Here is a 14,072-nt window from a genome sequence, read left to right as displayed (position 1 = left end):
CAAGGCACAGCCGAATTCAGTTGTTTGCAGGAGAGATTCATGACGCATTCGTGTGCCATGCGAGGCGGCCTTGCCGCAGTCGCAGTTTTAGCCCTTGCCGCAACCATGGCCGCCCAGCCGCCACAGGAACAGGGCCGTCGTCCTCAGATGCCGGATACAGGGGGCCGTTCCGCCACGTATGACCCGCTGAAGACGTTTGCTCCGTATACGATGCCGCTGCCACCCAGTGGCTTCCGTGGCGCGGATGGCGCTCCCACGCCGACCTACTGGCAGAACTCCGCGGACTACGAGATGCACGCCAGCATCGACACCGCTTCCAAGGTGCTCACCAATGTTGAGACCATCACCTACACCAACAACAGCGCTGGTTCCCTGAACAGCCTGTGGCTGCAGGTGGAGCAGAATACGTATCGTGCGGACGCTCGCTCACGCCCATTTTCCGGCGGCAGCCGCCAGCGGCCTGAAAACATCAACACCGAAGGCACAGTCTTCGAGTCGATGGAACTGCTCTCGACCGCTAAGGGTGCCAAGCCGGTGAAGGCTGAGTATGTCATCAGCGATACCCGTGCCCGCATCAATCTGCCAGCGCCGCTGGCGCACGGCGCCACCATCAAGATTCTGATCAAGTACCACTACACCATGCCTGGACAGTGGGGCGGTCGTACCTCGGTCGAGAGCGTGAAGGACGGCCCGATCTATGACGTCGCGCAGTGGTATCCGCGCATGTGCGTGTATGACGATCTGCACGGCTGGGACACGCAGCCCTTCCTGGGCAATGAGTTCTATACCGAGTTCGGCAACTACGACATGTACATCACGGTTCCGGCCAACTATCTTGTCGCCGGCTCAGGCTTGCTGGTGAACGAAGCCGATGTGCTGACCAAAACACAGCAGGATCGCCTGAAGCAGGCGCGTGCCAGTGACAAGACGGTTTTTATCCGTACCCTGGACGAGGTTCACGACCCCGCCAGCCGTCCGAAGCAGGATGGCACACTGACCTGGCACTACCACATGGACAGAACGCGCGATGCAGTCTTCTCCGCCTCGCCCTCGTTCCTTTGGGATGCTGCAAAGATGAACCTTCCCGGCGGAAAGAACGCTCTCTCCATGAGCTTCTATCCGGCGGAAGCGGTGGGCGATGAAGGCTGGGGCCGCACCACGGAGTACACCAAGGACACGGTTGAGAACTTTTCTCGCGACTGGTACCCCTACCCCTGGCCGGTCATGACCAACGTTGCAGGTTTCTCCAGCGGTATGGAATATCCGGCCATGGTCTTCGATGGCATTCGCTCCAAGGGCAAGGGACTCTTCGTCGTTACCGCGCATGAAGTGGGTCATACCTGGTTCCCGATGATCGTGCAGTCCAATGAGCGCCGCGACGCATGGATGGACGAAGGTTTCAACACCTTCATCGACATCTATGAGTCAGAGCAGTTCAACAAGGGCATCTGGGGACCGAAGCGCGACGGAGAGTACGCTCCGGGCGGCGGATATCCGGCGGATGAAATTGCCAAGGTGATTGCAGATCCGGAAGCTCCGCCCATGCTGTCGCGCGCGGACGCCATCCGCGAGAAGTATCGTCACCCCATCACCTACTTCAAGTCGGCAGAAGGTCTGTACCTGCTGCGCGAAGAGATTCTGGGCCACGAGATCTTCGATCGTGCCTTCCGTAAGTACATTGCGGACTGGGCCTTCAAGCATCCCACGCCGTCTGATTTCTTCCGTGCAATGGAGAGTGAGGGCGGTGAAGACCTGAGCTACTTCTGGCGTGGCTGGTACGAGAACAACTGGACCATGGACATGGCCGCCAAAGACGTGAAGTACAACGATCCGTCCGATCCGTCGAAAGGCGCAAAGGTCACCATTGAGCAGAACGGTCAACTTGTGCTGCCGGCGTGGGTTCAGGTGAAGTACGAGGACGGTACGGATCTGAAGATCAAGCTGCCTGCCGAGACCTGGATGCAGAAGGCGACCTATGCCATGCCTCTGCCGACGACGAAAAAGATCGCCGAGGTGACGATCGACCCGGAACACCGTATTCCAGACGGCAATCGCGCTAACAATACGGCAAAGCCGTAGTTACTTCAGAACAGCAGAACCACAAAGGCCGCACATCACGTGCGGCCTTTGTATTGCGACAAATTTTATCCAGCTATCTCAGAAAGATATTTTTGATAGGCGGCCATGGTTGCCGGAACTGAGCGGTAGTACACATTCAGCCCCTCTTTGCGTGAAGAGATGAGGTCGAGTTCAGACAGCACCTTGAGATGATGAGAGATTGTCGCAGGCGAGATCGAATGCTTCTCACAAATCTCCCCGCAAAAGAGTTCTTCACCGCGCGCGATCTGCTTATAGATAGCAAGCCGGTTGGGGTCTCCAAGTGCTTTTGCGATCTGGGCCGCTTCTTTGTCCTTCATCTTGCTCATGCCTAATTAGACGCGTTTCTTGCACAAAACGCCACCAATGCAGGAAGTTGAATCCAAGTAATTCGACGCGCATCAAAATACTCGCGACAAGAAAAGTCATCGCATTATGGAGACGCCGTTATGTGGATAGTCCGCCTTGCACTCGACCGCCCTTACACATTTATCGTGGCGTCGATTCTTATTCTGGTGCTCGGTTTCTCGTCAATTGCAACAACCCCGACCGACATCTTCCCGAACATCGACATTCCGGTCGTGACGGTGATCTGGTCCTATAACGGCCTGCCTGCAAAAGAGATGGAGAACCGCGTTACGACCTTCAGTGAGTTTGTGATGGCGGTCGTCAATGATGTAAAAGCCATTGATTCGCAAACGGTCGCGGGCGCAAGCGTAATCAAGATATCGTTTCAGCCGCAGGTTCGGATTGATGCTGCCATGTCCCAGGTGGGCGCGGCTGTAAACTCGATTCGCTTCCGCATGCCCCCAGGCGTCAATCCGCCGTGGATTCTGCGTTTTAGTGCCTCAACGATCCCGATTATTCAGCTATCGCTCTCCAGCGATACCTTGTCGGAGTCGCAACTGTATGACTACGGACTGTTTCGCGTGCGTCAGCAGCTTTCAACCGTTCCAGGAACACTGTTGCCGGCTCCATATGGTGGCGTTGCCCGCCAGATCATGGTGGACATGGACCAGAACGCCCTGAATGCGAAGGGGATCACGCCCATTGACGTTACGAATGCGATCAACGCGCAGAATGTAACGCTGCCTTCAGGCACCACGAAAATAGGCAATCGCGAATACACGGTCAGCACCAACTCCAGCCCCGTGGATGCCTTGTCGCTCAACAATGTACCGGTGAAGACCGTAAACGGATCCATCGTGTACATGCGGGATATTGCGCATGTACGCGACGGGTGGGGTGTTCAGCAAAATGCATCCAGAACAGACGGCAAGCCCGGCGTCCTGCTCTCGGTCATGAAGACAGGCTCCGTGTCGACTCTGGATATCGTGAAGCAGATCAAGAACGATGTTTTGCCTGTTTCCAGAGCTGCTGCTCCAAAGGGACTGAAGATCACGGAACTGTTTGACCAGTCGCTCTTCGTGCGGGCTTCAATCGAGGGCGTATTGCGGGAAGGTCTGATCGCGGCCTGTCTGACGGCGTTGATGATTCTCCTCTTCCTTGGCAGCTGGAGAAGCACGCTGATTATCGCTATCTCCATCCCGCTGTCGATTCTCAGCTCCATCATCGTGCTCGGCGCAATGGGGCAGACGATGAACACCATGACACTTGGTGGGCTTGCACTTGCAATCGGCATTCTGGTGGATGACGCAACAGTGACGATTGAGAACATTCACAGGCACATGCACGGGCAGCCTCTGCGCGAAGCGGTGTTGGTCGGCGCATCGGAAATTGCAACGCCAACCTTTGTCTCAACCCTGACCATCTGCATTGTGTTTGTATCGGTGGTCTTCCTCACCGGACCGGCCAAGTATCTGTTCACCCCGATGGCGCTGGCCGTTGTCTTCGCCATGATGGCGTCGTATCTGCTGTCGCGCACCCTGGTCCCGGTGCTCGTCAACTTCCTGCTGGGAGCAGAGCACGAGATTGAGGACGACAGCTTGACCGCGACAGGCAAAGTCTCGATCTTCCGCCGGATCCACCTGCGCTTCAACCAGGGATATGACTGGTTCCAGTCGCGGTATACGGAAGCTCTTCGCGCAGTGCTGCGGCATCGTAAGGTGACGCTCTACGCCTCCGTTGCTGTAATGGCCAGCGCTTTCGTGGTGGCTCCTTTTGTCGGCCGCGACTTCTTCCCGTCGGTTGACTCCGGGCAGCTGCGTCTTCATGTGCGCGCCATGCCGGGCACTCGTATCGAAGCGACCAAGGTCATCTTCAGCCAGGTCGAAGATGAAATCCGGAAGGTGATTCCTGCAAGCGATATGGAGTTGATGATCGACAACATCGGCCTCAGCCCCGAGACGTTCAACTATGCCTTTGGAGATGGAGCCACGGTCGGAAGTGGAGACGGAGAGATCCTGATCGCGCTGAAACCCGATCACCATGGCTCGGGCGAGGCATACACGAAGCAGCTTCGGTCGAAGCTCCAGAAGGATTTTCCGGACCTCACCTTCTTCTTTCAGCCTGCCGACATCGTCACGCAGATTCTGAACTTCGGTCTTCCGTCGCCGATTGATGTGCAGGTGCAGGGCTACGACCCCGCCAACTATGAACTTGCGAAGCGTGTTCGTGAGCGGATCGCGGGTGTTCCAGGGTTGGTGGATGTACACATGCACCAGGTTGTGGATGCTCCTGATCTTCATCTGGATATTGATCGCGTCAAGGCCGCGCAGTTTGGCCTGACGCAACAGGATGTGGCGAACAGCCTCTATATCTCGCTCAGCTCCAGTGCTGCCGTACTGCCGAATTTCTGGCTCGACCCGAAGATGGGCATTACGTACATGGTGGCCGCACAGACGCCGCAGTATCGTCTGAACTCCATCAATGCGCTGGAGAATACGCCGATTCCGATGCACACGGCGGACAATCGGACGCAGCTTCTGAGCAATCTCGCTACGTTGAAGCCGGCGGTCATGCCGCTTGTGATCAACCATCACAACGGAGCCCCAGTCTTCGATATCTACGCCAACACGCAGGACAGTGATCTTGGGTCCGTCGCCGCACGAGTTCAAAAAATCGTGAATGAAGAGAGCAGGAACCTGCCCGCCGGAACGAAGATCATCGTCCGTGGCCAGGTGGAGAGCATGAACGAAGCCTTCAGCCGGCTGGGTCTTGGCCTGGCATTTGCAGCCCTGCTGGTATATCTGCTGATGGTTGTCAATTATCAGAGCTGGCTTGATCCGTTCATCATCATCTGCGCATTGCCGGGTGCTTTCTGCGGCATTGTGTGGGCCTTGTTCCTGACGCAGACAACCTTCAATGTTCCAAGCCTTATGGGCGCCATTATGTCGGTTGGCGTAGCGACAGCCAATTCGATTCTTCTGGTTACCTTTGCGAACGGGTTGTTGGCGGAAGGAGTGGCTCCGGGGGAAGCAGCCATTCGGGCAGGCTATACACGGCTTCGTCCCATTCTGATGACGGCCTTCGCCATGATCGTCGGCATGCTTCCAATGGCCCTGGGAATGGGCGAAGGCGGCGAGCAGAATGCACCGCTTGCCCGGGCTGTGATCGGCGGATTGTCCGTCGCAACCTTCGCAACGCTCTTCTTTGTACCACTTATGTTCAGCCTGATTCACGGGCGCAAAACATCTTCACAGGAGGCTGTATGACACGGCAACTTGATACCAACTCATCCCCTAAGAACCATGCCTCGGCAAAAGGCAAAGCTCGCATCATCGCAACTGGAAGCGTCATTGCGGCGGCTCTTGTGGCCATCGGAGTGGTTCCGCGCATAACGCGCGCCCATGAAGCGCTGGCTGCCACCAACGAATCACCGGTAACGCATCCGCATGTCTCGCTGGTAAGTCCGAAGGAAGGCCAGGCGACCTCGGAACTGTTGCTGCCGGGCAACGTGGAAGCGATGTACTCCGCTGCGGTGTTTGCACGGACGGAAGGGTACCTGCAGCGCCGCTCGGTTGATATTGGATCGCACGTGAAGGCGGGCGACCTGCTCGCCATCATTGCGTCTCCTGAAGTGGACCAGCAGTTGCTGCAGGCAAAGGCCAGCCTTGCCCAGGCGGATGCCTCTCTGGAGCAGGCAAAGGCGGCGCTCGCCCAGGCCAGGGCCAACGAAGAGTTGGCGCGCCTGACCAGGGAGCGCGATATCCCGCTCGGCGAACAACATGCCATTTCGCAGCAGATTGTGGATGAAGCCATCCAGGCACACAATGCCCGTCAGGCGGATGTGGCAGCGGCTTCTGCAAATATTGCAGCGGCTGCGGCAAACCAGAAAGCCAACCAGGCAAACGTCGCCCGCCTGCAGCAGATGCAGGGGTTTGAACGGGTGGTCGCTCCATTTGATGGAGTGATTACAGAGCGAAATGTGGAGCAGGGTGACTTGGTGCGTGGAGGCAGCAATGGCAGCGGTAAGCCGCTCTTCTCCATCGCGCAGGGAAGCACGCTTCGCATTCGTGTGGACGTGCCGCAGTCGCAGTCGGTCAATATCAAGGCTGGTCAGCAGGCTTCGCTGACCGTCAATGAACGCGTTGGCCGCACCTACACCGGGACCATCGTTCGCAGCGCGGACGCCCTCAACAATGCGGCTCGCACGCTGCAGGTTGAATTGCAGATCGACAATCGCGACGGCTCCTTGTTGCCTGGAATGTATGCCGAAGTGAAGTTCATTCTTCCTGAGCCCAAAACGGCTCTTATCGTTCCTACAAGCTCTCTGGTCATCGATCAAACAGGGCCGCACGTAGTAACGGTTCGCGATGGAAAGACAATCCACTTCGTTCCCGTTGTCATTGGCAAAGATATGGGCAATGAAGTGGAGGTCATCAGTGGTGTCACCAAGTCGGATGCCATGGTGGCCAGTCCAAGTGATCTGCTTCACGAAGGACAAACGGTTGAGACACGCTGAGGATGCGATGCAGAAGAACTTCAAAGACGAAAAGGTAAGAACGATCGGGAAAGCCGCGATCTGGACTCTGCTAGTGGCTTTGACGGTGGGCTGCAAGGTCGGGCCGGACTATAAGCGTCCCATCGTCAATGCGCCGGCGGAGTTCAAAGGAAAGCTGGCTCCGGACATTGCCGAGGTGGAGGCTCCGGCCTCGTTTGCGGAAAACGACTGGACCACGATCTTCAATGACGCGGTTCTGAAAGAATTGGTGCAGCGGGCACTGGAGAACAATCTTGACTATAAGATTGCGGCTCAGCGCGTGCTCGAGGCCCAGGCGCAGCTCGGCGTCGTCCGGTCGCAGCAGCTGCCATCGGTGTCGGCAGGGGGCAGCTACTCCGCATTGCAAGCTCCCTCCGCATTGGTCGGCAACAACGACAATGGAACTCCCAAGTCGTCCTTCTTCAATGGCGGAGGTCCAAGCGCTTCGGCTGCGTGGAACCTTGACTTCTGGGGGCTTTATCGCCGGCAGACTGAGGCTGCTCGTGCTGAGGTGCTTGGAAGTGAGTGGGGCCGCAGGGCTGTCCGGGTATCTCTCATTCAGTCCGTTGCGGAGAGCTATTTCCGTCTGCGCAGCCTGGATGCACAACAGCAGATCACCACGGCAACCATCGCGGCCCGTGAAGATTCCGTCAAGCTCACACAAGCGTTGGAGCGTGGCGGTGCGGCTTCAAGGGCCGATTTGCGGCAGGCGGAAGAGCTTTACGAGGCTGCCCGCGCCAATCTTCCGGAGATTCGCCGTCAGGTTGCGGTGGAAGAGAATGCCCTGAGCGTGCTGCTGGGGAAATCTCCCGGGGACATCGTCCGCGGGTTGGATATCGCCGGACAAACTCACCCGGAGGAAGTGCCCGTAGGGATTCCTTCCTCCCTGTTGGAGCGCCGTGCCGATATCCAGCAGGCGGAGCAGAGGCTGGTTGCCGCCAACGCGCGCATTGGTGTGGCGCGTGCCCAGTACTTTCCTCAGCTATCGCTGACAAGTATGGGGGGTGCTGCAAGCAACCAGTTGAGCTCCATCTTCGCCGGTGGAAGCACGTACTGGTACGCGGCAGGCTCGGTAACGCAACCTGTCTTCAGCGGCGGTCGCATACGGAGCAACTATCGCTATTCAAAGGCGCAGCAGCAGGAGATGCTGCTTGCCTACCAGAAGTCCATTTTGAATGCGCTGAAGGATGTGTCGAACGGTCTGGCTGCATATGCCGAGACCAGGCATTACACAGAGCGTAAGGCAGACCAGGTCAAGGCGGCGGAAGATGCCGTGCGGCTCGCAAAGATCCGCTATTCCGGTGGCAACACCAGCTATCTTGAGGTGCTGACAACGGACACGCGGCTTTACGATGCACAGCTTCAACTGGCGCAGGGAAAAGAACGGGAGGCCGCATCGCTGGTACAGCTGTACGCAGCGCTGGGCGGTGGATGGCGATAAAGACCGGCCAGTTCAGCCCGTACGGAACTGTGGAAACTTTGAGCTGTGCAACAATTCATATCGTCTGGATAATAGGTGGCAGTTAGGAGTCCTTCGGACTGCCACCTGTTCCTGCTTCTGATATGACGTCGATAAAAGCCTCACCCTTTGAGCACGTGGCTCTCATCATCCCTGCCTGGCAGCCTTCTGAACAGTTGGTGCCTCTCGTCCGTCGTCTTGGCGAGTTCGGATTTGGGGCAATTGTGCTGGTGGATGATGGAAGTGATGCGGCAGCGGAGCAGGTCTTCGCGGCCCTTCAGGCATTGAGCAGAGTGCATGTGCTTACCCACGCTGTGAACCTGGGGAAGGGACGTGCTCTGAAGACAGCGTTCAATTATGTGTTGACCTCTCTTCCTGAGATCGAGGCTGTAGTGACTGCCGATGCGGACGGACAGCATCGCCCCGAAGATATCGCCAAGGTAGCGGACGCCATCCTGAAAATTCCGGACCGCACCGTGCTTGGTGTGCGTGCTTTCTCAGGAGATGTACCCTTGCGGAGCCGTTGGGGGAATGCGCTGACGAAGAAGATCTTTCGCTTCCTGACGGGTGTCAACGTGTCGGATACACAGACCGGCCTGCGAGGGTTCTCGCGGAAGCTTGTGCCCGAGTTACTGACGCTGGATGGCGAGCGGTATGAGTACGAAATGACGGTGCTTGCCAGTCTGTGCCGGCAGGGAAGCATCCCGTTCGAGGTGCCGATCGAAACGGTCTACATTGAAGGAAACCGCTCCTCGCATTTTGATCCGGTCCGCGACTCCATGCGGATTTACTTCGTTCTGGTGCGGTTTTACGTTTCTTCGCTGATTGCCGCGGGAATCGATTTTATCGGGTTTACCGCAGCATTTTCCGTGACGCACAGCATTGGCATCAGTGTTGCGGTCGGGCGGTTGAGTTCGCTGGTCAACTTCGCGCTCAACAAGAAGTTCGTCTTTCATAGCAGCGCGTCGGTGAAGGGAACCATCTGGCGCTACTATGTGCTGGCCGCGGCGATTGCAGGTGTTAGCTACCTGTTGATCCGTTCCGTACACCAGTACCTTGGCTGGAACGTGATCGCCATAAAACTGGTCGTCGACGTTCTGTTGAGCCTGGTCAGCTTCTCCGTCCAACGGACCTTTGTTTTCCGCCGCAATAAAGAGAGGTAGCACGGCTACCTGGCCGTCTGCTTTTGTTTCTCGCGGATGGCCCATGCCAGGTTGTTCTTCGCAATCTGCAGCGAAGGATCTAGCCGAATCGCATTCTGGGCTGCAGAAATTGCGGCATCCCATTCACGCATCGCTGCATGGGCTGCCGCAATGTTGTTCCATGCCTGCGCCATGCGCGGCTGCAGTTTCAGCGCGGCCTGGGCCGCACGGATGCTGCCGCGGTAGTCCCCCGCCTGGTACAGGTGGAGCGACTGTTCCACAAGCTGTTCCGGCGTTGCGGCAGCGGTGTTTCCATTTGGCTGCTGCGCGTTTACGGCAACCTGCGCAGCTTTGAGGTTATTGCGCGCAATCTCCAGCGACGGGTCCAGGCCAATGGCTTTCTGGTCGGCTTCAATCGCATCGTTCCAGCGGCCCATGGCAGCGTAACTTGCGCCGATGTTGTTGTACGCTGCCGCAAGATTGGGGTTGAGCTTCAGCGCCTGCTGAGCGGCATCAATCGATCCCATGTAATCGCGTGCCTGGTAGCGCGCCAGGGACGTGCTAATCCATGCGTCCGCGCCCCCGCCGGCAGGATTATGCAAGGCAGATGCCTGCAACGCCTGTGCACGATGCAGAGCTTCGGCAATATCGGTGCGTGCGGGGTTGAGGCTTGCGGCAGTCTGCAACTGGGTAATGGCTTCCGGCAGTTGACCGGTCCGCATGAGCCATTGCCCAAAAAACATGTGGGTCTGATCATCCGTCGGCGCCAGCCGGATAGCCCGTTCGAAATGGGCGCGTGTCTCCGGCAGGCCCATCACACCGCTGACAACGCCCAGATTGATCTCAAGGCTCGGATAGTTCGGCGTGTAGGCCTCTGCACGATGGAAGAGCTCCATGGCCTGCGGGAACTGCCCGCGTCCCATCAGCGCCAGCCCATAGTTCATCAGGCCACGGCCGTTTTCAGGGTTCTTTTCGACATTGTCCTTCCACACGGACAGATCGTCATGCCATACCGCATTGCGCAAATGCGCTCCATACGCATAGGAGCCAAGCAGCAGAAGTAGAGCGGCCGCGACCGCTTTCCTGGCTATTCCTGAAGGCGAAATCGCAAACAGGCGCCGCAGGCAAAGATAAGCGCTCCACGTGACAGCCAGGGTCAGCCCGACAAACGGCATGTACATGCGGTGATCATTCTCGACTTCGGAGAGCCGATAGACCGATGTCGGAACCGAAGCGATCAGGAACCAGGCCAGTCCGTAAGCGATGGGCAAGCCGCCGCGTGTGCGAGCGGTCCGCCAGATGATGACGAGTAACGCGGCCACGAACACAAACCCGAGGAACGTCTTGGCAGAAAGACCGTCAAAGGCCTTCAGGTCAGAGTCGATGCCAAGATGCAACGGCAGAAAGAAGCTGGCAAAGTATCGCATCAACACAAAGGGCTGCGTGATGCAGTAGGAGTAGTTGGAAAGCGTGGAAGGTGCATACGTCTTCGGCGTCATGGCAGCCTGAAGCCACATCAGGGCAGCGCCAGTCGCTGCTACCGGAACAGCCGCGAGCAGGCTGCTTCTCCACCTGGGAGCGGTCGTCTCAAACATGGCGACATACAGTGGCAGCAGGGCAACCATCACAATTGCCGGTGGCTTGGAGAGTAGCGCCAGGCCAAATGGCAGCAGATAGAGCCCGGTGCGTCGCCAGGAAGGTTTTGCCGCGTAAAGCGCCAGCGAGACCACGACGCCCGCGGTGGAATAGATGTCTCCCCGTTGGATGATGTAGTTCACGGTCTCCGCCATGGCCGGATGCAAACCATACCAGGCAACGGCGAGAATCGCCGCGAGATCACTCCGTGGGTCTGACGAAATGCGCCGCAGCAGCGTTCGGAAGAACAGGAACATGGCCGCAAGCTGCGCCAGATAGACGACGAAGGTCGAAACATGGAACCACAACGGCTTGTATCCACCGAGTGCATAATCCAGCGCCAGCGTGGTTGAGACAACAGGACGGTATGTCCTGTTTGTGGGCAACACGCTGAAGGTGGTCGCGTCGGTGAAGAAGCGCGGAATGTTCTTCAGACTCCGGATCGCCGGATTATTGACGACGGTGTGAAAGTCATCGAACTCAAAGTCATTGTGGAAGGAGTTTGAGTAAGTGAGCAGAACGGCAAGTCCAACGGCCGCAAACCAGAGCCAACGCTTTTGTAAAAGTGCATGCAAACGATTCATCGAAAAGAAAATCCACGTGGCTGGACAGCCAATCGGCATACCCAGGCCTGCCGGAGCGCCTCAATTATCGCATTCAGCTTCTGCGATGCCATCTTTATCCTGTGCGATGTTCGGATGGCTTTGCGAAAGATATCGTAGAAACTCCATCGACAAAAATTCATTCACTGCTATAGTCGGGTTGCAAACATATAGCTGTTTCCCTGGTATCAGAATTTTCGGGGCATCCCCTTGTATCCCCTTGCCCTGCCTTAAAGGTCCTTGCATGCGTCTTTTTGCGTCTCGTGGTTTTGTTTTCTGCCTGCTTGCCATCTCTGCCACTTCCTTGCGTGCCGCAACTCTTCCGGTTACTGCAGATGCCAGCGTGAACTCTGTGCGCAGCGGGGTGAATCAGGGGTACCAGTCAAACCTCTATGTGGGCTCCAACAGCCAGTCGCTTGTGCAGTTTGACCTTTCGACTCTGCCCGCCGGACTGACCGCATCTCAGGTGAGCCGGGCAACGCTGACAGTCTTCGTCAATCGCGTCAATACGGCAGGAACCCTTTCTCTTGCGGCAAACAGTGGAGCATGGGCAGAAAGCAGCATCACCTATTCCACCCTGCCGGCGAATGCAGCGGTGACCGTGGTCGCAGGGCCTGCAAGCGCGGGCCAATATGTCACCTTCGATGTGACCTCGACCGTGCAGGCATGGCTGACGGCCCCTGCCTCGAACTTCGGTTTCAACCTCTCTTCGACTGGCAGCTATGTACTGGATAGCAAGGAGAATGATCAGACAGGGCATGGGGCCATGCTGGACGTTACGATTACTTCCATGGGCGCGACCGGCGCCACAGGTGCTATCGGCCCGCAAGGCCCCCAGGGTTCTCAAGGGATTCAGGGCGTCCAGGGTGTAACGGGTGCGCAGGGTATCCAGGGCATTCCAGGTGTAACCGGAGCAGTGGGCGCCCAGGGCCTGCAGGGTGTCACAGGAGCGACCGGAGCCGTTGGCGCAACCGGCGCGCAAGGCATCCAGGGTATTCAGGGCGTAACCGGAGCGGTGGGACCAACTGGTCCTACGGGAGCACAAGGCATTCAGGGTGTAACTGGAGCTACGGGTGCGACTGGTCCCACGGGCGCACAGGGTATTCAGGGTATTCAAGGCGTTACCGGGGTCACGGGAGCCACTGGAGCTACAGGTATCACGGGTGCCACCGGTGCTACGGGTGCCACCGGAGCGACTGGCGCGCCCATCAGTTTCCAGGGTCTCTGGAGCAGCTCAACAGTATATGTGGCCGGCGATGCGGTTTCTCTGAATGGCTCTTCGTACATTGCCATGTTTACAAATCTGAACGTCAATCCGGCCATCGATGTTGCTGGATCGGGCACAACCTGGGCTCTTCTGGCGCAGCAGGGAGCTACCGGAGCCACTGGAATTACAGGTCCGACAGGCCTGCAGGGTGTACAGGGTATTCAGGGCGTACAGGGTGTTACCGGTAATACTGGTACAACCGGCGCGCAGGGTATTCAGGGTGTAACCGGAGCGACAGGTGCCACCGGGGCGACGGGGACGGTCTCCTATCAAGGCGTCTATTCGTTCTCAACCACGTACCTGCAGAACCAGGTCGTCAGCGACACAAACTTTTACCAAACGTATGTCTCCCTGGTGAATGGCAACCTTGGGCATGCGCTGCCCTCAAGCGGATCCAACGCCTACTGGGCTGTTCTGGCGTCGCAGGGAGCTCAGGGACTGGTTGGCCCCGCGGGTGCTACCGGAGCTACGGGCGCTATCGGTCCACAGGGACCGGCGGGTTCCAGTGGCGGCAGTTCCGCGGTCATTCCTCGGATGTATTCGGTCAAGACCTCGAATTCGACGGCTTCCTCCTATGCCAGTCTTTGGCCCAATGCAGGATCAAGTAATAGCCTCACGTCATCGCAGGTGACGTATGTTCCCTCCGCATGCACGGTCACTCTCAACATCACACATTACATACCTCAGGCGGCGACATTTACGTTAGGGAAGGCCACTTTCACCACGGCCACCAACCTCGGTACATTTACCGCGTACAGCAGCGATACGCCTAGCTGCACCACCGCCGCAGCTTCGGGCAGTACGACGCAAAGCTGCTCGATTACGACATCGGCAGCCGCCGGCGATCTGATTGCTTTGAAGCAGGATCTTCCTGCAACGGGCGGCAACCAGGCAATTATCTTTGATTTCGTCTGCCAGTAATGCGCAGCCCAAAACGTGGAGTCTGTGCAGATATGTGGGTGAGAAAAGCGACATTCCGATTCCTTCA

At 57.6% G+C, this 14,072-nt stretch carries 8 protein-coding genes; 6 read left to right on the top strand and 2 right to left on the bottom strand.

Annotated features, from left to right (window positions below):
• Window positions 1–39: 39 nt before the first annotated feature.
• Window positions 40–2,079, top strand: a complete 2,040-nt coding sequence (locus tag OHL13_RS09830; RefSeq protein ID WP_263409950.1) for a M1 family metallopeptidase — start codon at window positions 40–42, stop codon at window positions 2,077–2,079.
• Window positions 2,080–2,144: 65 nt separating this feature from the next.
• Here OHL13_RS09830 and OHL13_RS09825 read toward each other — a convergent pair whose 3' ends face one another.
• Window positions 2,145–2,426: an ArsR/SmtB family transcription factor gene (locus tag OHL13_RS09825; RefSeq protein WP_263409949.1), complete on the bottom strand. Its 282-nt coding sequence runs from the start codon at window positions 2,424–2,426 to the stop codon at window positions 2,145–2,147.
• A gap of 120 nt (window positions 2,427–2,546) precedes the next feature.
• Here OHL13_RS09825 and OHL13_RS09820 point away from each other — a divergent pair, with 120 nt between their 5' ends.
• The 4 genes from OHL13_RS09820 (at window position 2,547) to OHL13_RS09805 (ending at window position 9,601) form a co-directional block, all read left to right on the top strand.
• Window positions 2,547–5,711, top strand: coding sequence for an efflux RND transporter permease subunit (locus tag OHL13_RS09820; RefSeq protein ID WP_263409948.1), 3,165 nt, complete (start codon window positions 2,547–2,549; stop codon window positions 5,709–5,711).
• Complete coding sequence (locus OHL13_RS09815; protein WP_263409947.1) at window positions 5,708–6,961, top strand: efflux RND transporter periplasmic adaptor subunit; 1,254 nt, start codon at window positions 5,708–5,710, stop codon at window positions 6,959–6,961. Before OHL13_RS09820 ends, OHL13_RS09815 begins: the two co-directional genes overlap by 4 nt.
• Window positions 6,948–8,420 carry an efflux transporter outer membrane subunit gene (locus tag OHL13_RS09810; protein WP_263409946.1) on the top strand — a complete coding sequence of 491 codons (1,473 nt, stop codon included), beginning with the start codon at window positions 6,948–6,950 and terminating at the stop codon, window positions 8,418–8,420. The genes OHL13_RS09815 and OHL13_RS09810 overlap by 14 nt, the downstream gene beginning before the upstream one ends.
• Before the next feature lie 122 nt (window positions 8,421–8,542).
• Complete coding sequence (locus OHL13_RS09805; protein ID WP_263409945.1) at window positions 8,543–9,601, top strand: bifunctional glycosyltransferase family 2/GtrA family protein; 1,059 nt, start codon at window positions 8,543–8,545, stop codon at window positions 9,599–9,601.
• Between the two features lie 5 nt (window positions 9,602–9,606).
• Here OHL13_RS09805 and OHL13_RS09800 read toward each other — a convergent pair whose 3' ends face one another.
• Window positions 9,607–11,799 carry a tetratricopeptide repeat protein gene (locus OHL13_RS09800; protein WP_263409944.1) on the bottom strand — a complete coding sequence of 731 codons (2,193 nt, stop codon included), beginning with the start codon at window positions 11,797–11,799 and terminating at the stop codon, window positions 9,607–9,609.
• Between the two features lie 85 nt (window positions 11,800–11,884).
• Between OHL13_RS09800 and OHL13_RS18625 the strand changes: the two genes are divergently transcribed.
• Window positions 11,885–14,005 carry a DNRLRE domain-containing protein gene (locus OHL13_RS18625; protein WP_449649497.1) on the top strand — a complete coding sequence of 707 codons (2,121 nt, stop codon included), beginning with the start codon at window positions 11,885–11,887 and terminating at the stop codon, window positions 14,003–14,005.
• Window positions 14,006–14,072: the final 67 nt, after the last annotated feature.

It is taken from the genome of Terriglobus tenax (genome assembly GCF_025685395.1).
Taxonomy (GTDB): domain Bacteria; phylum Acidobacteriota; class Terriglobia; order Terriglobales; family Acidobacteriaceae; genus Terriglobus; species Terriglobus tenax.
This window is presented reverse-complemented; position numbering and strand designations above follow the sequence as displayed.